A 20964-nucleotide genomic window follows, 5' to 3' on the forward strand; every position below is an offset into this window, starting at 1 on the left:
GCAATGCCTCTTCTTCGCCCTGCAACCGCTCTCCTTGCGCTCATGACCGTGCTCACGGGGCTTGTTTATCCCCTGGCCGTCACGGGTGCGTCGCAGCTGCTCTTCCCACGCCAGGCGCAAGGCAGCCTCGTGGAAGCCGAGGGCAGGGTGGTGGGCTCGGCTCTCATCGGACAGCCTTTCGATGAGCCCCGCTACGTCTGGGGGCGCCCCTCGGCAACTTCGCCTTTCTCTTACAACGCCGCGTCTTCGACAGGCACCAACCTCGGGCCAAGTAACCCCGTGCTCGTTGAAGCCGTGCGCGAACGGGTGGCCGCGCTGCGGGCGGCCGATCCTGGAGCGCGAGGGGTGCCCGTCCCGATTGATCTCGTCACCGCTTCGGGAAGCGGTCTCGATCCGCACGTGTCACCGGCGGCGGCGCTTTACCAGGTGCCCAGGGTGGCGCGGGCCCGGAGGCTCTCCGAGGCTGTCGTGCGCGCCATCGTGTTGGCTCACGTCGAGGACCGGACGTTCGGCATCTTGGGAGAGCAGCGGGTCAATGTACTCCTGCTCAACCTCGCCCTCGACGCGGAGGCCCGCCGCGGTGACGCCCCAAAGTGAAGCCTCATGAGCGCTCTTGACCAAAGGCCCGATCCCGACGACCTGTTGCGGCGCGTTCACAAGGAAGAGACGCGGGCCAAGCGTGGCAAGCTCAAGATCTTTTTTGGCTTCGCGCCAGGCGTGGGAAAGACCTACCGCATGCTCCAGGTTGCCCGCGATCTCGTGACGGATCAGCAGGTCGATGTGGTGGTGGGCGTGGTCGAGGACCATCGGAGAATCGAGACAGCGCGCATGGTCTTGGGCCTCGAGCTCTTGCCTCGCCTGAAGGTTCCGTATCGCGGGCACACCCTCGACGAATTCGACCTGGACGCCGCGCTGGCGCGCAAACCTCAGTTGATCCTGATCGACGAGCTGGCGCACACCAACGCTCCCGGTCTGCGGCACCCGAAGCGCTGGCAAGATGTGGAGGAGCTGCTCGACGCAGGCATCGACGTCTTCACCACCGTGAACGTTCAGCACGTCGAGAGTTTGAACGACGTCATCGCCCAGATCACGGGCATCCAGGTGCGCGAGACCGTACCTGATTCGCAGCTCGACCGGGCCGATGCGGTCGAGCTCGTGGACGTCGCTCCCGAGGAGCTGCTCGAGCGCTTGAGGGAAGGGAAGGTGTATGTGCCGGGCCAGGCCGAGCGTGCCGCGAAGAACTTCTTTCAACGGGGCAACCTCCTGGCGCTTCGCGAGCTGGCCTTGCGAAGAACCGCTCAGCGTGTGGACGACGACGTGCGGGAGTACCGCGAGGAGCACGGCGTTGCCGTTACCTGGCCGGCAAGTGAGCGCATCCTGGTGTGCGTGGGCGCTGCGCCCAGCTCTGCCCGGTTGATTCGCGCAGCGGCCCGGATGGCCGCAGGCCTGCGGTGTCCGTGGGTCGCCTCCTACGTCGAGTCCCCCACGGCCCGTGCGATGAGCGAGAGCGACCGGGTCCAGCTGGAAGCACACCTTCGTGTGGCCGAGACCCTCGGCGCCACGGTGACACGCCTTTCAGGGCCAAGCGTATCCGAGGCCTTGTTGGCCTACGCCCGGAAACACAATGTGACCCGGCTCATTATCGGAAAGCCCACGCACGCCCGCTTGTGGGATCGCCTGCGCGGCTCGCTGCTCGACGAGGTCGTGCGGGGTAGCGGCGACATCGACGTGCACGTCATCGGCGGCGAGGAACGACGCGAATCCATAGCCCGTGAAGGCGGCGGATGGGACGAAGCCCCTCGTCGAGGCCACTACGTGTCGGCAGCGTTGCTCGTGGGCGCCACCTTGATGTTGGCCCTGGGGATGCGGGCGACGGTCGACCTGCCTGACCTCGAAATGTTGTTTTTGCTAGCCGTCATGGTGGCGGCGGTGTGGTTCGGCCGAGGCCCCTCGATCTTGGCGGCGGCGTTGGGCGTCGCCAGCTACGACTTCTTCTTTGTGCCGCCATTTCATACGTTCTCGGTGGAAGATCGACGCTACGTGCTCACCTTCTGTGTGATGTTCGTGGTGGGCTTCGCGCTCAGCGAGCTCACGGGCAGGCTCCGCCGACAACAACGCGACGCCGAGACGCGCGAGGCCCGTACCGCTGTGCTCTATGCGCTCACCCGCGAGCTGGCTTCCACGGACGAGCGGTCCCAGATCGCGGCGGTGGCCACACGGCATGCGGCCGAGATCTTTGCGGCGCACGCGATCGTCCTGGCTGTGTCGCCCGAGGGGAAGCTGCACGCGATCGGGGCGTTCCCCGAGGGAGCCAACCTCGACGCCAGGGACACGGGTGTGGCAGACTGGTGCTTCGAGCACGACGCTTTGGCAGGCCTCGGTACAGAAACACTCCCGGGCGCGGGGGTCCGCTGCGCCCCGTTGCGGGTGGGCCAGTCACGGCTGGGGGTACTCGCGCTCATCCCGCGGGATTCGGCAAAACTGCGGGCGGACCAGCGTGCCTTCCTTGACGTGCTTTGCCGCCAGGTGGCCATTGCGCTCGAGCGTGCGCGCCTTTCCGAAGACGCCAAGCAGTCTGCCCTGCGGGCGAAGACCGAAGAAATGCGCTCGTCTTTGCTCTCCGCCGTGTCTCACGATCTGCGCACCCCGCTTGCTTCCATCACGGGCGCGGCCACATCCCTTCGGGACGATCCTGACCTGGATACGGAGACCAAGGGCGAGCTCGTCGAGTCGATCGTCGATCAAGCCGAGCGGCTCGAGCGGCTGGTGGCGAACCTGCTCGACATGACACGGCTCGAGTCGGGAGGTGTGGCCTTGAAGCGAGATTGGGTTCCGCTCGACGAGATGGTGGGGTCGGCGCTCACTCGTCTTGAAGCACGCCTTTCGGAGCGCCAGGTGAGAGTGAGCATTCCGCCCGAGGTCCCGCTCGTGTTCGTCGATCCGGTGCTCTTCGAGCAAGTCTTCGTCAACCTACTGGAGAACGCCGAGAAGTACACGCCGGCAGGCTCTGCGATCGACATCGAGGCGCGCTGTGAAGGCGCACGGGTCGAGCTTTTCGTGAGGGACCACGGCCCGGGGCTGCCCCGGGGTGCCGAAGCTCAGGTCTTCGACAAGTTCTACAGAGGGCCCCACGGGGGCGTTGCCGGTGCCGGACTGGGCCTTGCGATCTGCAAAGGGATCGTCGAGGCCCACGGCGGCACGATACGCGCGGCCACAGTGGCCTCGCAGGGGGCGACGTTTCACATCTCGCTCCCTCACGGCGGTCCGCCCCCGCCCGTGCCCGCCGTGGAAGAGGACGCGTGAGCGAACCGGGAGAACTCGTGCTCGTCGTCGAGGATGAGCCTCAGATGCGCAAGTTCATTCGCGCATCGCTCGCCTCCCACGGCCATCGGGTGCTCGAAGCCGAGCGTGCATCCGAGGCCATCATGATGTTGACCAGTCACCGTCCGGACATCGTGCTCATGGATCTTGGATTGCCTGACGGCGATGGCATGGAGCTCACGCAGCAGATCCGCGAGTGGAGCCGCGTGCCGATCATCGTTTTGTCGGCCCGTGGGCGCGAAGACGACAAAGTCAAAGCGCTCGATGCAGGCGCCGACGACTACCTCACCAAGCCCTTCGGCGTCAACGAGCTCCTGGCCCGCATGCGGGTGGCCCTGCGCCACGCGCGCCCGCGAGAGCAGGGAGGTGTGCAAACACTCGTCTTCGGCGACGTAAAGATCGACCTGGTCAGGCGCGAGGTGTTCCGCGCCGAAGAAGCCCTTCACTTGACCCCCATCGAGTACCGCCTGCTGGTGCTGCTGGCGCTCAACGCGGGCAAGGTGCTCACCCACAGTCATATCCTCAAGGAGATCTGGGGACCCTCGCAGGCAGCGCATGCCCACTACGTGCGGGTTCACATGGCGGAGCTGCGAAAGAAGGTGGAAGCGGAGCCTTCAAGGCCCAAGCTGCTCGTGACCGAGCCGGGCGTGGGCTACCGTCTGCGCGACCGCCCGTAGTCTCACGGCCATCGGGCGCGACCCCGGGACAGGGTTCGCGGACCGATGGCCGCACTTCGTCGTCAGCTGACTAGAGAACCTTGGGCAGGTTGTTCTTGAGCCATCGCGCCACGCCGCCCTCGCCATCCGTGCGACCGAAGACGTTCAGGCTCGCGGGCCCTGGCTCGCCGTCGGAGAAGAAGCCACTGTTGACGCCCACGACCTTGGAGTCACCCGTTCCCCGGTACACGCCCCCGCCGCTGTCACCCGGGCACACGCCCGCGCGCGGCTTTCCCCTCGGTTCGGGCGGGATCGCAGGCCCCGCCGTGATCCGGTAGCCCTTGCTGACCGTCGTGTAGTACTCGACGACGTCGTCCAGGGTGTAGCCGTTCTCGGTGAACCAATCCCCCCACTCCGACCAGTCGAGCTCCGCCGTCTGCTGGGCCGACATCGTCTTGGTGCGTCCGTACTCGCCGGTGACACGGGTGCCCCAGTTGTCAGTGACGTTGCCCTCTTCATCCAGCTCCCACTTTTCGCAACCGAAGCCCACCATCGTGATCTCGGCATCGGCTGCCACAGGCTGGGTGTCCACGGTGGCGGGCGCGATGCCCGCGACGACTTTCCCGATCTCTTCCACGGTTTCGATGATGGCCAGGTCTGCGCGGCCCGCGTCGAGCAATTCGCCGTAGCCCGGGTTCTCGTTGCTCTTTGCGAATTGCACCCAGGGAGGTGAGAGGGTCGACTTCTTGATCGTCACGTCGAGCCATGGCTTGTACTGCACCAGCGTTGATGCGCTCCGCGCGTTCGTCACCCGTAGCTTTTTCCCCGGCTTCATCTCCTCGGCAACCTCGGGACGGAAGACTTCTTTCTCGAAGGCATCGGCGCCCGTGCCGACCATGACCATATCCAACTTGCCCACGCAGTGCGCGGCCGTGAGGATGTGGTGTGGCCCGACCACGGTGCCGCTGCAGAGCCATCCCGTGGAGCCCGAGACGAAGTCGGGCGTGGTATAGACCAACGCGGATCGATAGCTGTTCGTGGGCAGGCGCTTGCCGTTTATGACAGGCTGAGACACGGACTCGACGGGGTCCGTGCTCGCCGGGGCGCCGCACGCTGGCAGCAACGCCAGGGTCATGAGCGCCGCCGGGGCGCAGGTTGAGAATAGACCTTGTTTCGTCATGGTACTCCTCGCGGATTCGTTGTTCGCCGTCTCTTCATGAAGACGGCGTGCCAACACGTAACGCTCGCAGAGAGCGATCCGTTGCGTGGCGGGTAACCAACCACCCGGCACGACGGACAATGAGTGAGTGTCTGAAGCCGCAAGAACATTACAAACGAAGAGAAGGCCTTGGGTTTGAGGCTTCACACCTGGCCGAGGCCGCCATCAACTTCGAGCTCGGTGCCGGTGATGTACGAAGCGTCCTCCGAAGCCAGGAACAAAGCCGCGTGGGCCACCTCGTCCACGTGGCCGAAGCGGGCAAGCGGCACCTGCGCGATCACGCTGCCGGCAAATGCCTCCGTGGCTTCGCGTGACATGCCCAGCTTGCCGTAGATGGGCGTTTCGATGGGCCCGGGGCTAAGAGCGTTCACGCGAATGCGCCGGGGCGCGAGCTCGTTGGCGGCCACGCGTACGATCTCACGCAGGGCCGCCTTCGTGGCTGCGTACGCCGATGTGCCTGGCAGACCCTTGTGGTTCACCACCGAGGTGGTGATCACCACGGAGCCCCCGTCAGCGAGGACCGGCAAGCTCTCGCTGAGGGCAAGCCACGTGCCGCGCACGTTCACGTTCCACAGGCGATCCAGCTGTGCGAGCGGTGCCACACCCAGGGGCGCAAACTCCGCAATGCCGGCATTCAGGAAGAGCACGTCGAGGTGCCCATGCCGGCGCTTGATCTCCTGGAAGAGCGTGCGAACGTCGGCCTCGCTGCCGGCGTCGGACTGAATCACCTCTGCCACCCCCTGCAGCTCCTTCTGCGCGGCCTCCACGGTGGCCGGGTTGCGCCCCGTCACGACGACCCGCGCGCCGGCCTCGGCAAAACGCTTCGCCGCAGCGAAGCCGATGCCTGTGGTGCCTCCCGTAATCAAGACGACCTTGTTCGCGAAATTCTTTGCCATGTGTCGATCTCCTGGTTGAGGTCCCAGCGTTGCTGGGCCGTTCGTGCGTATTTGATGGTGTGTAAGTGACACAGTTACAGAAAAAGAGAACGAACAGCTGTCTGGGTGCAAAGCCAAGTGTTTGCAAGGGCTTGCGTCTGCTAGGGATGCTGCCCGACCTGGCCCAGGACGTCCGCCACGGTCTTTTGTGCCAGCCGGGTCCGCACGGCGGCGTTCACGTCGGCCTCGAGCGCCGCGAGCACCGGGCCCATGCCGCGGGCCACCTGGCACATCGCGGCCGTACACGCATGTTTGTGCATGGCGGGACCCTCTTCGAGCGCGTTGTAGATGTCCTCGAGCGTGATCGCCTCTGGCTCGCGTCCGAGGCGGGCGCCGCCGCCCTTGCCCAGGTTCACCTCGATGAGGCCTGCCGCCTTGAGGCGTCCGAGCACCGTGCGTAAGAAGGCGGGGTTGGTTCCCACGCTGCCCGCGAGCTCGGTCGAGGTCAAGGTCTCGCCTTTCCTGTACGCAAGCGCGGTCAGGACGTGAAGAGCCATGGTGAAGTGAGTGTTGTGAAACACGTCGTTTTAGCTTGTCTGGGGAAGCGCGGGGTGTCGAGCGAAAGCCTGACGCGGGCTTCAACGCAAAAAGGGCGACAGCCGGGCCCGCTCACCACGGGTCCTCGGCTGCCGCCCTCCGGCGTTCAATCAGATGGAGCTCAACGTGAGCTCAAGTGGGCAGCCGACAGGGGCCCCTTGATGGCCGTCGGTGCGCCCGAGGGTGTTGCCACCAGTGGCGCTGATGTGCCGCTGCGGATCGACAGAGGCACAAACCCCACAGGTTCTTCGACGCCCGGCTTGTAGATGCCGACCCAACCATAGTGGGGCTTGTTGGGCTTGAGCCCTGGGGCTTGCCAATCGATCTGCATGTCGAAGGGGGTGAAGGGATCCACCTTGGCGGGTCCGGTGACGGTGAGGCCTTGGCCTGCGGTCTTTTTGACGATGCCGATCGAGACCTCGACGAAGTCCTTCACGCCGTCCGCCGGGTCTGAGGGGCTAAAGGAGTTGACTGCCACGGCCCAGAGACCCTTTTCTGGGTTGAGCACGCGGCAGCTGTCCTGAATGGCCCCTGTGGCTCCGACGCACTCGAGAACCCATCCCGTTTCGTCGCCGTAGGGCTTCGTCGTGTCTCTCATAAGGAAGACATCCACGTCGCGTGCTTTGCTGCGGAGGATATCCGCCTGCACGAATGCCACCCCTGCGGGAAGGTTAAACTCTCGTATGAAGTCCCTGCCGTATTCGACATTGCCCGCCACGATGTCGCCGGTGACGAGGGATGTGCGATACGATACGGTGGGCAGCGCAACGTCTCTCAAGCCAGCCGACTTGACGGAGAGGCTCCCCGAGCGTTTGGTGCTGGCCAGATCGATGCCCCGAGGCAGCCGTCCGTTCATGCCACCAACCGAAAGGGTAAGGGCTTGCTGAGGATGCGCACCAGAGCTGTCCTTGAGGTTGAGCTTTGCAAAGGCCACATCGGGCACCGCGACGCCCACGGGCACCACGACTTTCACGTCGATGAGCTGTTTGGCGTTGGGTTTGATCGTAAAGGTTTTGGGTGTGACCTGGATCTTAAGTGCAGACGGGTTGGTATCGACTTTCACACTGAAGGACAGGGTTTTGTTCGTGGCGTTTCTGAGGGTTCGTTTCCAGCTGCAGCCTTTTGGACAGAAGTCTGCATGCATGTTGGGTAGGTTGAGATCTCCTGGCTGACCGCCCTTGGCGGGGTCGGCACTGGCCATGCGAGCCGGGGTCTCATCGAGCACGAGGGCGGCTTGCGCGGCGAGGTCGAGTTGCACGAACCCTGTACCCACATCGTAGGCGGTGGACTTGATGCTGGTTCCGCGCCTGGTGACGTTGGGGTCGGAAGTGGTTTGCAGGGCAGATTTCACCTCTGCGGGGGTCCAGGTGGGCTTGAGCTGGCGGAGCAGCGCTGCCGCGCCAGCGACGTGAGGGGAAGCCATCGAGGTTCCCGAATATTCCGCCGCCAAGGGTGGGTTTGGGTTGGGGTCGGATTCCGCAGCGAGCACGTAGTGCCCTGGGGCGGCGAGGTCAGGCTTGCCCACGTCGAAGAAGCGGTTGGGTCCGCGAGAGGAATAGTCTGCATGAGCCCAAGCGGGCTTCGACATCGACCAGGGCGTATGTGAGGCTCGTGCACCACCGGGCTTTCTGTAGAGCGCCAGCAGCCTCTGAGCATCCTCGTAGGGCACGCCCATCACCTCGATGGAGCTTTTTCGTGCATCGTCGGGGTATAGAACCCTCGACGAGGTGAATCCACGACCTGGGTTCGAGCCCAAGACGATGACGGCCTTGGGAAGAATGGGAGCAGGGCCCGGAGGCGGGCAGTCGTCCTTGCTTGGGTCGCACTCTTCACCGCTTGCTTTATCGTCGACGTAGTACTGGATGGCGTTCTCAAAGTCGTGCTGCGGGTAATATTCGCAGATCAGAATACGGCCCTTGATGTCTTCGAGTCTGGGTAGTCCGCCCCAGTTACAGTAGGGGTCAGATTTTCCTCCCGGGCAGTTGCGTGCAGCGTTCTCAGGGTCTGTGAGCGGGCAGGGTAGGTCACTCGCTTTGATGAGCTCGACCTCTGTATCAAGGGTTCTTGGAGCATCCTTCGGGAGCGCCCAGCTCAAGGCGTCGAAGGTTGCGCTCTCGTTCCCCGCGTTGGTCTTAACGGTTAGCTTCAGTATCGGGTTCGATTCCTTCTGCTTGATGGTCGCGCCGACGGTGGCGACCCAGGGCTCGAGGTGATTGACCTCGCCCGCGCCGGGCCCGGCGTTGCCCCCTGAGGCCGCTACGAAGATTCCTGTTTCGTATGCTGCGAGAAAAGCCTTGCTCACGACGTCGTTCCAGGGCTCTGTGCCGCCGCTGATAGAGTAGTTGAGTACATCAACCTCGTCCAAAATGGCCTGCTCCACGGCAGCCACGAGGGCCGACTCCGGGCAAATCCCACCGCCCTTGGGGATGCGGTCGGGCTCGGGCTCCGGCTCCGGCTCGGGCTCGGGCTTCGGGTTGGGGTCGGGCTCAGGCTCAGGCTCAGGCTCGGGATCGGTAGGAGGGTCCACGGGAGGAGGAGGCACCTCACGCTCGCTCGGGACCTGGCCCTGTACCCCGCCCGAGGAGGCGGGAGGCGTGGCCGAAGCCTTTCTAACCCGAATGGCCATACACGCGTCGTAGGCGATGAGGCTCGCGCGCGGCGCTACGCCTTGAATGCCCGCAGCGGGAACAGCGTTTCCGGCTGCCGTGGAGGCGACGTGTGTACCGTGTCCGTGGTCGTCCCAAGGACCGTCGTTCTCGAGCCCGTAGTAGGTTTCGCCGTCCTCGAATACGGTAAAGGCACCTTCCAGCTTGCCGTCAGCGAAATCCCAGGCGCCGATCAACTTGCCGTTGCACTTGAAGTTGGGATCGTACTTGGGGTTTGCGGGGTCACAGACGCCCAGGAACTTGCCTTCGCCCCGAGGATTCTTGATGACGTAACCGTCGCTGCCTTGTTCGCTGAACGAAGGGTGGGTGTTACGAATGCCCGTATCGATGACGCCAATGACCACACCTTCCCCGCGCACGGCCGGCCGGCCGTTAGCGGCTTTCCAGAGGGCAGGGGCCTTGATCGATTCGACGCTGGCCATGGTGTTGATGCGGTAGCTCTTCTCTGGGCGAACGGAGACCACGCCGGGAAGGCCTGCGACGACAGCGGCCTCGTCAGCCGTAAGGACGGCGTCGAAGCCTGACACGGCGAGGCTGTACTGGTGACGGGATACGATGGGATGGCCCAAGGCGTTTTCCACGGAGCTGCGGCGGCTTCCAAGGCGGCTGCGCATCTCGGAGCGCGCTTCAGAGGCGCGTGTACGAAGGCGGGCGCGCAGGTTACCGTCCGGCGCTGCGCCCATCTCCCGCTTCACACGTGGCAAGATGGGCTCGTCATCGACCTGGACGATGTACCGACGGGGCCGGTTGTAGGTCGCATCGAGGTCTTGGGACAACTCTGGGTCGTCGGGCGTGTTATCGGCGGGGTCATTGACGCTTTCGACCTGAGGAGTGCGGGGCTCAGTGGGGAGGCTCCCCTCGGGAGCTGCGGGGTCGAGGGTTTGCTCGTCCGCCCCGCTCGCGTCTGCTTTTTGTCCTGGCCCCTGACAAGCAGCCAGGGCCGACAGCGAAGCTGCGGCCAAAGCTGACAAGTAGGGTCTTCCTTTACGAACGCTCATCATCGTGGAACTCCTGGTGTTGAGCGCGGAGGGCATTCCCTCGCGCTCTGTTTCGTTCTACGGATGGTGAGTTGCAGGTAACTTAAACTCCTGACAGGAGAGCTGAGTGCCTCTTTTCAGATTCTGACGTTCGTCGGGTGTCGTATGTCGAGCTGCGAAGAGCGTCTAGTCTTCGCCGTTGTTTTCGTCTTTAGCGCAACGAAAGCCCAGGTGAGACGAGCCTGTGTCGGGAGCGCCCTTGCCGCGCGCACCAACGGCATAACGTACGCAGTAAAGATCACTGCACAGGAACGAGCCCCCGCGCATCGCGCGTTTTTCTACGCCAGGTTCGTGTGGGTCATGTGACGTCGATGGACCTCGAGGGTTCTCGGTGGGGCTCTCTGCGTAGTACCCCGCATGGTAGAGGTCAGCCGTCCATTCCCAGACGTTTCCTGCAACGTCGAAGAGGCCGAAGGCATTCGCCCTGTAGTGGGCCACCGGTGCCGTAGCGACAAAGCCATCCTCGGCCTTGTTTTCAGCAGGAAAGCGCCCCTGCCATACGTTGGCCGCCCAAAGGTTTCCGGGTTTGAGTTCGTCACCCCACGCGAAGCGCTTACGATCGAGGCTTCCGCGTGCGGCGTGCTCCCATTCGGCTTCGGTGGGCAGGCGCTTTTGCATCCACGCGCAGTATGCTGCCGCGTCTGTCCACGCCACGTGCACCACGGGATGGTTCATGCGCTCGGCGATCGCGCTGCCCGGTCCTTCTGGATGCCGCCAATTGACGCCCGCCCGATAGGCCCACCACTGACCCGGATCGTGCAAGGACACGTCGTGGTTGGGAGGCTGAAACGTCACCGAGCCTGGCACCAACGCTTCAGGCGGTGCACGGGGGAAATCTTCGGGGCGCGGCGCTTGTTCGGCAATCGTCTGATGACCCGTGGCCGCGACGAAACGCTCAAACGCTTCGTTGGTGACCTCCGTGGTGTCCATCCAGAGGCCCGGGAGCTTCACGGCATGCACAGGTTGTGCGTCAGGATACATGGGATCGTCTGAGCCCATGAAGAACGTGCCCGCGGGAATCCACGCCATGCCCGCGGGTGCGGGCCCGGGCGCCTCGAGACGCGCGCTCGGCCCCGGCGGTGCTTCGGCCGTCGTGAGCGTCGACGAGTCTTTGCAGCCGTTCGAGGCCGAAAGACAGACGCACGCAAGCAGTTGGGCGACAAGCGACGCGCTACGCGCCGTCGACCCCCTGGGGTCCCTGGGCAATGGCATGGGGTTCCTGTGTGAAGAGAAGGCCGCGCGGCCCGCACGACCGGACCGCGCGCGCGACGACCTGGGAAGCGCACGTCAGGGTACGACGCTCACCTCGACGCTTCTCACCTCGGCGAATTCGCCCGCGGTGTGCGACTTGGACGTGACCGTCAGGGTTGTGGCCCCCGTTGACACGGCGAACTCTCCCAAAGGCTGCTCCCGCCACTGGTTGCCCGTGCCCGCGCAGACGGAGAGTGTGAAGTTCCGCGTTTGGTTGCCGATCTTGGCTTCCCCCACAGAGCCGTTGCTGGCCGTCGGGCACCGCAGCGTCATCTTGAGGGCGATCTTGTTCGCAGGGCCGATCCGAACGGGCCAGCTCATCGTACCCCCTACCGAGGTCCACTTTCCGATCCAGTCGCCATGCACACCCAAAGGCCGGTACGCCGGAGGGTTCTCGCGGAACCTGAACGTCAGCCCTCCGGAGAGTTTGGCTGGATGAGCCAGGACCGACGTGGGGCTTTCCTGGGGGTAGCCCACGGGAATGGGAGGCTTTGCTTTTCGGTTTCCCCGGACCTGGCTCCACCACGTCTTGAACTGCGCGTCGAGCTGATCGCGCACGGCCGTTTGTGAATTGACCAGGTTCATGGTTTCGCCTCGATCCGTGCTGAGGTCGAAGAGAGCCAGCCCGTTGCCTTCATTGGCGTGGACCAACTTTTTGTCGCCCTTGATCGCATAGCCGCCCGGGAACGGAGCCTCGCGTCCGGTCGACTGTTCGCCGGGGTACTGCATGAACAGAGTGCGTTCGGGCAACGTGCCCGTGCCCATCAAGAGGGGCTTGAGCGACGTCCCGTCGATCTGAACGTTGGCGGGCGGGTTCAAACCCACAAGATCCAGGATCGTGGGCATGATGTCGATGTGGGCCGTGTTGTCCTTGACGACCTTGCCTGCGGGAAATTTTCCCGGCAAGCGAGCGAGCAGAGGCACGCGCACGCCCCCCTCGAAGACCGAGTACTTCCAGTCTCTCTGACCGCAATTGAAGCGGTCTTTCGTGTCGCCCTTCACGGAGATGGGGCCGTTGTCGCTGGTGAACAACACCACTGTGTTTTGGCCAAGGCCCAAATCATCGATCCGCTTGAAGACACGCCCCAAGTTCTCGTCCATCGATTCGACCATGCCGTAAACCGCCGCCGCGCCGGGCTCCACATCCTTGTGCGCTTCCAAGAACTTCGCGGGCACCTCGAACGGACCGTGCGGAGCGTTGTACGCCAGGTAAAGGAAGAAGGGATTGGTCTTGTTGTCTTCCACGAACTTGATCGCGCGATCGGTGAGCACATCGGTGAGGTAGCCGTTGGTGTTCACCTTGGTTCCCCGATCTTCGAGCGGCGTGTTGAAGTAGTTGTTCGAGCCGTCGCGGAAGCCATAGAACTCGTCGAAGCCCTGGGCGTGCGGAACCAAGGGGTAGTTTTCCCCCAGGTGCCACTTGCCGAGCAGGGCCGTGCGATAGCCGGCGGTCTTGAGGACCTCCGCCACCGTGACCTCGTCTTCAGCCATGTATTCGTTCCCGCCCACCACGCCGAACACACCCGTGCGTTGGTGGTAACGGCCCGTGAGCAGGCTGGCCCGCGTGGGCGAACACAAGGGCGACACACGGAAGGAATCGAAGCGCACGCCACTTGCGGCCAATGCGTTCAAGGTGGGCGTCTTGACCTCCTGGTTGCCCGTGAACTCGAAGTCGCCACATCCCTGATCGTCAGACAGCACCAAAACGACGTTCAGCTTGTTGCCTGCGGGGGTACCACCCTGGCCGCCCATGTTCATCCCCGCTCCGCCTGCCCCATTTCCGCCCATCGCCCCGGGGCCTCCGTCCGCACCTGCCTCGCCCCCGGGTGCACCGCCCGATCCGCCCGGGCCATCGTTCGATCCGCCCGAACCTCCAGAGGCCTCGCCGACCCCGCCGCTGCCGCCCTCGCCGTCGTTGCCGCCCGGCGTGCCTCCGGTGCCGCCCGACCCTCCGGGCGAGCCCCCTTTGCCGCCCGAGCCGCCGGCCTTGTCACCGCCCCCGCCCGCGCCCCCTTGGCTCATGCCGCCGCCTCCCGAGCCTCCTTCGTCGCCGTCGTCCATTCCCTCCGCCGAGCCCTGACAGCTCGAAAACAGGAAGAACGACAGCAAGAGCCCTGTGCCGGCCGCGACGCTTTGTCCGCGCGCCCTCGGGGCACCCAACGGGGCGCGCGTGCGCTGCAAGCTTGTCGCGATTTGGTTGGAGGAACTGCCCGCAGAGAAACGACGACGGTGTGCCATGAAGGCATAGTGGCACCCAGCTCTCCGCACCTGACAGCAGGGTCGTGGCCGTTCCAACGGATCCTGACGTTCGTTGGTATTTCGCTTCCGGCCTCTCCTCGCGGGGTTGCCTTGAGGTCAGGGGCCCTAGCGAGGGGCGCGTAACCCGTTGCCAGCGAGGAGAGACTTGCGAACCGAGGCAAGCTGTTCGCCTTACACTTGCCCAAGTCCTCCGTCCACGTCGAGCTCGATGCCCGTGACGTAAGTGGCATCTTCTGAGGCAAGAAACAGCGCCGCACGCGCCACCTCGTCGACATGGCCAAAGCGCGCGAGCGGTACCTGCGCCACCACGCTGCTTGCGAACGCCTCAGTGGCTTGCTGTGACAGGCCAAGCTTGCCGTAGATGGGGGTTTCGATGGGGCCGGGGCTGAGCGCGTTGACGCGGATGCGGCGAGGCGCAAGCTCACTGGCCGCCACGCGCACAATCTCGCGCAAGGCCGCCTTCGTAGCTGCGTACGCCGACGTGCCGGGCATACCCTTGTGGTTCACCACCGACGTGGTGATCACCACGGAGGCTCCCTCTGCGAGCAGCGGCAGGCTCTCGCTGAGCGCGAGCCACGTGCCGCGCACGTTGACGTTCCACAGCCGATCGAGCTGCGCGAGCGGCGCCACACCGAGCGGCGCAAACTCGGCGATGCCAGCGTTGAGAAAGAGCACGTCGATGTGCCCATGGCGACGCTGGACCTCTGCGAACAAAGCCCGTACGTCGGCCTCGTTGCCCGCGTCCGACGGGATGACCTCGGCTACGCCCGCGAGCTCCTGCCGCGCGGCTTCCACAGTGGCCGGGTTGCGCCCGGTGACGATCACCCGCGCACCCGCTTCCGCAAAGCGCTTCGCCGAAGCGAAGCCAATGCCCGTGGTGCCACCCGTAATCAAAACGACCTTGTTCTCGAAGTTCTTGGACATGTTCCGTACTCCTGTTGGGGGCCAGCCGTGCTGGTCCGAACTCTGGTTGTTTGATGGTGTGTCACTGACACAGTTACAAAAAAGCCAAAAAAAAGAGCTGTCTTGTCGAAAGCCTCCTCTTTGCAAGCGTTTACGGACGCCTGGGGCCGCGCCTGACCTGCCTCAGCACGTCGGCTACGGTTTGGCCAGCCAGGCGGGTCCGCACGGCGCCCTCGAGGTTGGCCTCGAGGCGGGCCAGCACGGGCCCCATGCCGCGCGCCACTTCGCAGACCTCGGCGGTGCAGGTGTGCTTGTGCATCGCCGGGCCCTCCTGTACCGCATCGTAAACATCCTCGAGCGAGATGGCCGCAGGCGCCCGCCGCAGCCGCGCCCCGCCGCCCTTGCCCAGGCTCACCTCGATGAGGTCCGCCGCCTTGAGCCGCCCAAGCAGCCCGCGCAGGAAGGCCGGGTTCGTGCCCACGCTCTGCGCGAGCTCGGCCGAGGTGAGGGTTTCCCCCTGCCGGTGCGCGAGCGCGGTCAGCACGTGCAAGGCGATGGTGAAGTGGGTGTTGTGAAACACGTCTTCTCTAAGAGTGCAGGCGCGGCGATAAGGTGTCGAGCCAACGAGCGCCGCAGCTTACATCGGGGGCAGCGTCACGGGGAGAAGAACACGGTACGGGTGGGCGTCGTGCGTGTGGCCCGCGCCCGCAGCGGCAACGAAACGAAGCGTTACCTGCCCCGCAAGGCCTGGGCCGAGCTCAGCGAAGCGCAGAAGCGCCGCACCGACGCGCGCAAGCGGGCGCAAGCGCAACAGGGCAAGCAGCAGACTCTCCGGAGCTGTTTCGGAGGGGCGCGGCCCCGAACGTGACACGCGGCGTGGCGGTTTATGGAACGTTGTCCGTCGAAGGGAGCGCGCACGAGCGCGTGTACGGCCTGTTTCTTCGCCCGACCCCCAGCATGGTGCCGGACCGCCACTTTGCAGGGGTCGTGGCCAAGGTGTCGGCAGCCGGGCGTGAGGACGCTGGGCTTTCCGGTGTTCCGCAACCGTCCGCTGTGTTCGCAGGGCCAAACGGGGCGTCGTACGAGTCTGCGATGTTGACTCCCGATGGGCGCTTTGCGATCCGCGTGTCTTTTGCGTCGTTGCTTCCGCACCAGGTGGAGGTCCAGCCTGTAGACGTGGACGCCATCGCCCGCCGGATTGCCGGGCGCTACGCGCAGCTTGGCGCCGCGGAGGCGGACGAGCACAAGGGGCACGTCTTTGGCAACGTGCACCAGCCTCCTTCTGGCCGGCCTTCTTCGAGCGCGCTCCGTTCAGGGAGGGGGAACGGCCCGCAGGTTCTCCCCGCGTGGTGTGCACAGTCAGGGGGGCCGCTGCGCCTTCAGCACCGTGGAGAGCTTGCCCAGTGCGGCCGGGCTCAACCGAAAGACGCCGACGTCCAGCGCAACCCAGTCGACGTCTCTAGGGGGCTGAAGGTGGTCTTTGCGCCGCTCGAGAAGCACCAGAAGGCGCTCGTGCTTTGCAGGAACGCGTGCGCCCTTCTCGACGTGCCATAAAAAGTGAACTGTCGAGCCCGGCAACCGACCGCGCCAGGCGTCCGCATTCAGGCATTCGACGTCGAACAGGTGATAGATGTCATTCGGCGCCCCGTACCGATCGACGAGCGAGCCCAGCTCACACACTGCGGTGACATCGGCTTCCTTCGACAACTGGCGGATCAGCTGAACCGGAGCGTGGTCGAGGGGAAGGTTGGTGAAGGTGGGCGGCGGAGCCGACGCTTCGGGCCCCGCGTCGGCTTGAACGGCTCGCGGATTCTGGGCTCCGGCGGGCCGGGGCGTGGGCGCTTCAATGCGCGCCTTCTCACACCCCGAAAGCAGCATTGTGAGCAGGGCAAGCCTCGAGACCAACCGGGCCCGAAAAGGTGGTGCTTGCCCTGGGGGCCAAGGCAAGGGCAAGAGGCGTGGCCACGGCTGATGGCCTCGCGCCGCGCACCACTTCGGCATGGGCCGGGTCAGTCCAGCGTCGATAGCCGAATGGGCCCGAGAGCGGCAAGCCCCGCATGCGTTCGAAGGTCAGACAGATGACTGTCCAGGTTCATCAAGTGCGGGGTGAGCCATTCGGCCTGAACGCCGGGTCTTAGCGTGATGTTGCACCCTCCTTCTCCGATCTCGACGTTTTCGATTGCGGCACAACGGTAAAAGAAGTTGACGGTTCTCGTGACGAGCGCCGACCAGTCTGACGCGTCTGCGGGATCTTCGGCGTTGCCGAAGTCGAAGGTGCGCAAGGAAGGCGGCTGCTCGAGCGGTGAGCGGGTGATCCGGAAGTTCAGCTCGTTGATGCTCTTGTTCCGGTTGCAGACACCACAAAGTGTTTGGAGCTGGTCGAGGTCGGACGCACCGCCGAGGTAAAAGGACACGATATGGTCGACCTGCAAATCCCGGTGGGAGCCACAGGCACAACACTTGTTTCCATCGCGGCGAAAAACGGCCGCCTTGATCGCCTCGGACGGTTCTCGCATGGGCAGCGTCTCTGGTGTCGAGACCACCGTGGAGTACCGAGCGGGGTCCAGCCCATGCCTGCCCGCGTCCATGATCCGGCGTTGGGCGGCTTGGTATTGGGCGTAGAACATGCCGTAGTTCGGATAAAGCGCCCGCCAGAAGCGATCGACCCGGCTGTACTCGTTCTGCAGGGCCTCCTCCAGTTCCCGGAGCCTGAAATCTCTCTGGATGCAGTCCAGAGCGATGGCGTCGATGTCGTGCTGCGAGCGCTCCTCGAAACGGAAAAAGGTGGGTTCCTCGCCATCGTTTCGGCCCATGTGCCGCGCGATGTGGAGGAGATCCGCCATGAGTTCGTTTCCGGGGTGCTCGTCGTGCGTGGGGAAGTACTTCTCCTGTAACGCCTTCAGGCGATCCCGGGCTTCCTGGGCCGGGAGGCTTTCGGAGGCGAAGACACTCAGATCGGCCTCGCTCAGCGCTTCGATGAAGGCGTCGTAGCGGCCCTTCTCGTTCTCGAAGACCATTACGAGGTGGCGCTGCCAAACCATGTCGTCGCCAACGCCTTCTCGGTTTTGGTATTCGACGCGGTACCAACCCACGGGGAGCAGCGTGACGAAGGGGGCCGCGCTGGCTGCCGAACCTCGGTACATCTGCCTGGCCAAGCGACGCACGAGCTCGATGGAGATCAGTTGTAGCGGTGGCCGTTTGCCGTACTCGGCAACCGCCTCGTCGGCCTGCCCGATGGGCAAGCTGTCAAACTCGGCAAAGCTGATGACCTGTTTCCAGTTGTCGATGAACGAAACGATGTAGGCGTCTGGGGTGCCTCCGAACTTGGGACCTCGGAGCGCGCGCCCGATCATCTGGGTCAAAAGGATGCTGCTGGTGGTCTGGCGGGTGAGAAAGACTGTTTTCACACTGGGCACGTCGGTGCCCTCTGTCAGCATGCGGACGTTGATCAGGACATCGAGTTCGTTCTGCTTGAACGCATGCAGCACCTTGTGGTTTTCGTCGCGGGTGCGTCTGTTGCGCTGGTCCGCTGTTTGTAGCTTCGCGTCCATATGGCTGTAGACGACGTCAGCTCGGACGCCGCGCTTGATGAGGGCCTCGCGCAAGTAGTCACACTGGTACCACCGGTCAGCAAAAATGACGGTCTTGCCGTACTTTTCACGACCTTCGAGGTACGTCTCCGCAATGATGTCGTTTCGCTCTTCGTTCTTGGCAAGGCTCTCTATGATGTCTTCGGGTAGGTCCCCGTAGGAGGAAAGCCAACGCTGGTAGTCGCCAGGCTTCATTTCCATGGCGATGTTCGTTCGGCGGTCCTCGAGGTGTGGCTTCGACAAGATGCCAGCAGCCATCAGCCGGCCACGGGACACTGACGAAAGGATGCCCTGCGGGAACAGCTTTGCCAGCCACCCTGCACGCCGTTCGTCGCTGTAGGTGGGCGTCGCCGTCAAGCCCAGAAGGAAGAGTCCCGGAAAGTCGTCCCGCAGGCGCTCGAGCAGCTTTCGGTAGCTGTTGGCTGGGGCATGGTGGGCCTCGTCGAAGACGACGATCAGCTTTCCGTCAGCAGATTTGAGAAAGGCGCTGAGCTTTTCGTGACCGCGGTTGTACGCGCCCACCACGGTCTGCAGGGTCGCGATCAGAACGTCGTCCGAAGTGGAGATCATGCTGATAGGGCAGTGCCCCGGTGTCGCCGAAACCACGCGGACGTCCAGTCGGCTCCTGGGCTCCGCAATGTTAGCGACCTCTATGGGCGTGTCTGGACGCGGTTCGAGCGGGCCAAAGGCGTCGATGGCCTGCTCGAGCAGGTGATGTGTGTGTGCGAGCCAGAGAACCTTGTAGCCGTCGGACAGCGGCTCTTGGCAGAGGAAGCGCACGGTGCTGAAGGTCTTTCCACCCCCTGTGGGCAAAGCGAGAATGCCACCGGCGTGGGGGGCTGGGCGCGCGCGGTACCAGTCCTGTAGCCTGGCGAGGGCCTCGGCCTGATGCGCGGCGGGCTCTCGTCGAGGGCCGCCGCTTCGGGCGAGTGCAAGGTTGTACTGGCGGAAGAACTTGGCCTTGGGCGCTTCGAGAAGGTCTGGCGGTTGATCGAGGTCTGGCTCGATCTGCTCCCCCTCTGTGGGCCGGGCGCGGCTGGCTGTTCGCCCCGGACTGTCCTCGAAGCCGGGCCATTCGCCCCGAAAGACGTTCTGGACCAGCGTTTTGCCGTGGGCATCCTCTAGACGCTTCCTGGCGATCCGAGCGGCAACACCCGTGATGCTGGCGATCTCGTCTAAGGCCTCCCTTTCGAGAGCAAAGCTGGCGGTCCAATCGGCGATTTCATCGGCCCGATCGGGCCACTGGCTAAACAGGTTGCATAGCTTGGTGGCGCCGTGAGCTTCTCTCAGCTTCGCCCTGATTGTCGCCGGCCGGAGCCCGGTTACCCGCTCTATCGCCTCGACGACCTCAGCGTTGCGCGCGATCGCCACGGTCATGTACCCATCCACGAACTTAGCTGGCATTGACCGAAGAAGGCTCCTTTCGCTGCGGCTGGTACTTTCGCCCGAATGCGCAATCAGGGTCAAGCCTTGGTCTTGAGCGGACGCACGAAAACTCCCTTCGCAACCTTTGCTTCACGGCGGCGCACGAGGTGGTCACAAAGGCCATCGCTCCTGCTCTGGTTCGTTCGCTGAGCGCACTGGCAGCCGAGTGGAACCTCCAACTGGTGTGCCCCCTCGCCACGCCGAGCTGAGAAGACGGGGCGGGTCCACTGTCGCCACCGGCCCGTGTGATTTGGGAGAGCGGCGTGTAGGTATGTTCGGTATCCCTTCCTACGTGTTTCCTTCGTTTCCACCCCCCGCCGATTCCTGCCCTCCGCGATTGATCGGACGCCTGCGTCAGGGGTAGTCTGGGCACCCCAGTTGGGGGGCTCGTTCGGGCCCTGTTTCGGAAGCTCCCTCGGTCATGGAAGTCGCACTGCAAGACAAACGTCGTTTCTATCGCGCTGGCGCCTTGGGCCTGCGTGCCCTGCAGGATCGGCAACTGGGACCCGATCGGTTTTCCGCGAACGCGGAGGCGCGCTGGAAGGCCTTCAGGGGCGAGCTGACGGACGCAGACCGGTTGGATCTCCTCCTTCGCGACGGGGCCGTGAAGCAGCCGCTGGCGTTTTCGGCGGCCCGGGTCTTCGGGCTGCCTGATTTGGCCAGCGACGAGCCCTTTGGACCGGATTGGGTCTCCCTGCAGCCGGCGGACGCAGGACCCCTTCTTCGTGAGGCGCGGGACACTCCCCCCCAGGCCGCAGGCGCGGGCGCCTTCTTGAAGTTCGCGGCGGACCTTTGGGGGCTGGCGCCTGGTCCGGTGGTCACCGGGGCCGTGGCGTCGGCGCAGGCGGCCTCGCGGATCATCGTGGCCGGTGCCGGTGCCGCGATCGCGCTCGTGGAGCATGCCGAGGGCCGCAGCGACATGGACCTGGGCGACCAGGTGCTGCTGGTCGCGCAGAGCCCCGGTGAACGGCAGATCTTGGGGCTGGGCGTGGCGCTTCTGGGGGGGCGGCAGACGCCCCGTACGGTGACGGCCCAGGACCCGCTCACGCAGGCAAGGGCGTTGGGCTTCGATCGCGCGACTTTGCTGCTGGTCTCCCAGGACGCGGCACCGGAGGTGCGGCAGGGGGCGGCCGCGCTTGCAGCGGCTCTCGGCGTTCAGGGCTAG

General features: G+C 64.6%; 15 protein-coding genes. 5 read left to right on the top strand and 10 right to left on the bottom strand.

Translation table 11 applies throughout. The features are described from left to right. Positions 1-3: 3 nt before the first annotated feature. The 3 genes from kdpC to KA712_05885 are packed head-to-tail and all read left to right on the top strand — an operon-like array spanning position 4 to position 3998. Positions 4-597: a potassium-transporting ATPase subunit KdpC gene (gene kdpC, locus KA712_05875; protein MCG5052468.1), complete on the top strand. Its 594-nt coding sequence runs from the start codon at positions 4-6 to the stop codon at positions 595-597. A gap of 6 nt (positions 598-603) precedes the next feature. After that, positions 604-3303 (top strand): sensor histidine kinase KdpD, encoded by a 2700-nt coding sequence (locus tag KA712_05880; protein ID MCG5052469.1) that lies wholly within the window; start codon positions 604-606, stop codon positions 3301-3303. Next, the gene (locus tag KA712_05885) at positions 3300-3998 is read left to right on the top strand and encodes a response regulator (GenBank protein ID MCG5052470.1); all 699 of its coding nucleotides are present in this window, start codon (positions 3300-3302) and stop codon (positions 3996-3998) included. Before KA712_05880 ends, KA712_05885 begins: the two co-directional genes overlap by 4 nt. 70 nt (positions 3999-4068) lie before the next feature. Here KA712_05885 and KA712_05890 read toward each other — a convergent pair whose 3' ends face one another. From KA712_05890 to KA712_05925, 8 genes are all read right to left on the bottom strand, one after another. Further along, positions 4069-5157 (bottom strand): trypsin-like serine protease, encoded by a 1089-nt coding sequence (locus KA712_05890; GenBank protein ID MCG5052471.1) that lies wholly within the window; start codon positions 5155-5157, stop codon positions 4069-4071. Between the two features lie 182 nt (positions 5158-5339). Continuing rightward, positions 5340-6092, bottom strand: coding sequence for an SDR family oxidoreductase (locus KA712_05895; protein ID MCG5052472.1), 753 nt, complete (start codon positions 6090-6092; stop codon positions 5340-5342). Between the two features lie 140 nt (positions 6093-6232). Beyond that, a complete protein-coding gene (locus KA712_05900; GenBank protein ID MCG5052473.1) occupies positions 6233-6628 on the bottom strand; it encodes an Rrf2 family transcriptional regulator in 396 nt (131 codons plus the stop codon). A gap of 161 nt (positions 6629-6789) precedes the next feature. Then, on the bottom strand, positions 6790-10305 hold the full coding sequence (locus KA712_05905) for a S8 family serine peptidase (GenBank protein MCG5052474.1): 3516 nt from the start codon (positions 10303-10305) through the stop codon (positions 6790-6792). A gap of 192 nt (positions 10306-10497) precedes the next feature. Next, a complete protein-coding gene (locus tag KA712_05910) occupies positions 10498-11583 on the bottom strand; it encodes a formylglycine-generating enzyme family protein (protein MCG5052475.1) in 1086 nt (361 codons plus the stop codon). Positions 11584-11658: 75 nt separating this feature from the next. Then, positions 11659-13731, bottom strand: coding sequence for an arylsulfatase (locus tag KA712_05915; GenBank protein MCG5052476.1), 2073 nt, complete (start codon positions 13729-13731; stop codon positions 11659-11661). A gap of 321 nt (positions 13732-14052) precedes the next feature. Next, positions 14053-14805, bottom strand: coding sequence for an SDR family oxidoreductase (locus tag KA712_05920; GenBank protein MCG5052477.1), 753 nt, complete (start codon positions 14803-14805; stop codon positions 14053-14055). 130 nt (positions 14806-14935) lie between these two features. Beyond that, positions 14936-15364 carry an Rrf2 family transcriptional regulator gene (locus KA712_05925; protein ID MCG5052478.1) on the bottom strand — a complete coding sequence of 143 codons (429 nt, stop codon included), beginning with the start codon at positions 15362-15364 and terminating at the stop codon, positions 14936-14938. A gap of 108 nt (positions 15365-15472) precedes the next feature. Here KA712_05925 and KA712_05930 point away from each other — a divergent pair, with 108 nt between their 5' ends. Further along, positions 15473-15652, top strand: coding sequence for a hypothetical protein (locus tag KA712_05930; protein MCG5052479.1), 180 nt, complete (start codon positions 15473-15475; stop codon positions 15650-15652). Between the two features lie 491 nt (positions 15653-16143). Here KA712_05930 and KA712_05935 read toward each other — a convergent pair whose 3' ends face one another. Next, positions 16144-16662 carry a hypothetical protein gene (locus KA712_05935; protein ID MCG5052480.1) on the bottom strand — a complete coding sequence of 173 codons (519 nt, stop codon included), beginning with the start codon at positions 16660-16662 and terminating at the stop codon, positions 16144-16146. A 131-nt stretch (positions 16663-16793) separates the two neighbouring features. Continuing rightward, positions 16794-19778, bottom strand: coding sequence for a DEAD/DEAH box helicase family protein (locus tag KA712_05940; GenBank protein MCG5052481.1), 2985 nt, complete (start codon positions 19776-19778; stop codon positions 16794-16796). 442 nt (positions 19779-20220) lie between these two features. On the opposite strand from KA712_05940, the gene KA712_05945 reads away from it, so the two are divergent. Continuing rightward, entirely contained in the window at positions 20221-20964 is a 744-nt protein-coding gene (locus KA712_05945; GenBank protein MCG5052482.1) for a hypothetical protein, read from the top strand.

This window comes from Myxococcales bacterium, from assembly GCA_022184915.1.
Classification (GTDB): Bacteria; Myxococcota_A; Polyangia; order Fen-1088; family Fen-1088; genus JAGTJU01.

Bases quoted from the DNA above. Each gene is read 5' to 3' on its own strand.
- KA712_05940 (MCG5052481.1), bottom strand. From the start codon at position 19,778: ATGCCAGCTAAGTTCGTGGATGGGTACATGACCGTGGCGATCGCGCGC.
- KA712_05910 (MCG5052475.1), bottom strand. From the start codon at position 11,583: ATGCCATTGCCCAGGGACCCCAGGGGGTCGACGGCGCGTAGCGCGTCG.
- KA712_05890 (MCG5052471.1), bottom strand. From the start codon at position 5,157: ATGACGAAACAAGGTCTATTCTCAACCTGCGCCCCGGCGGCGCTCATG.
- KA712_05920 (MCG5052477.1), bottom strand. From the start codon at position 14,805: ATGTCCAAGAACTTCGAGAACAAGGTCGTTTTGATTACGGGTGGCACC.
- KA712_05895 (MCG5052472.1), bottom strand. From the start codon at position 6,092: ATGGCAAAGAATTTCGCGAACAAGGTCGTCTTGATTACGGGAGGCACC.
- KA712_05945 (MCG5052482.1), top strand. From the start codon at position 20,221: ATGGAAGTCGCACTGCAAGACAAACGTCGTTTCTATCGCGCTGGCGCC.
- KA712_05880 (MCG5052469.1), top strand. From the start codon at position 604: ATGAGCGCTCTTGACCAAAGGCCCGATCCCGACGACCTGTTGCGGCGC.
- kdpC (MCG5052468.1), top strand. From the start codon at position 4: ATGCCTCTTCTTCGCCCTGCAACCGCTCTCCTTGCGCTCATGACCGTG.
- KA712_05935 (MCG5052480.1), bottom strand. From the start codon at position 16,662: ATGCTGCTTTCGGGGTGTGAGAAGGCGCGCATTGAAGCGCCCACGCCC.
- KA712_05900 (MCG5052473.1), bottom strand. From the start codon at position 6,628: ATGGCTCTTCACGTCCTGACCGCGCTTGCGTACAGGAAAGGCGAGACC.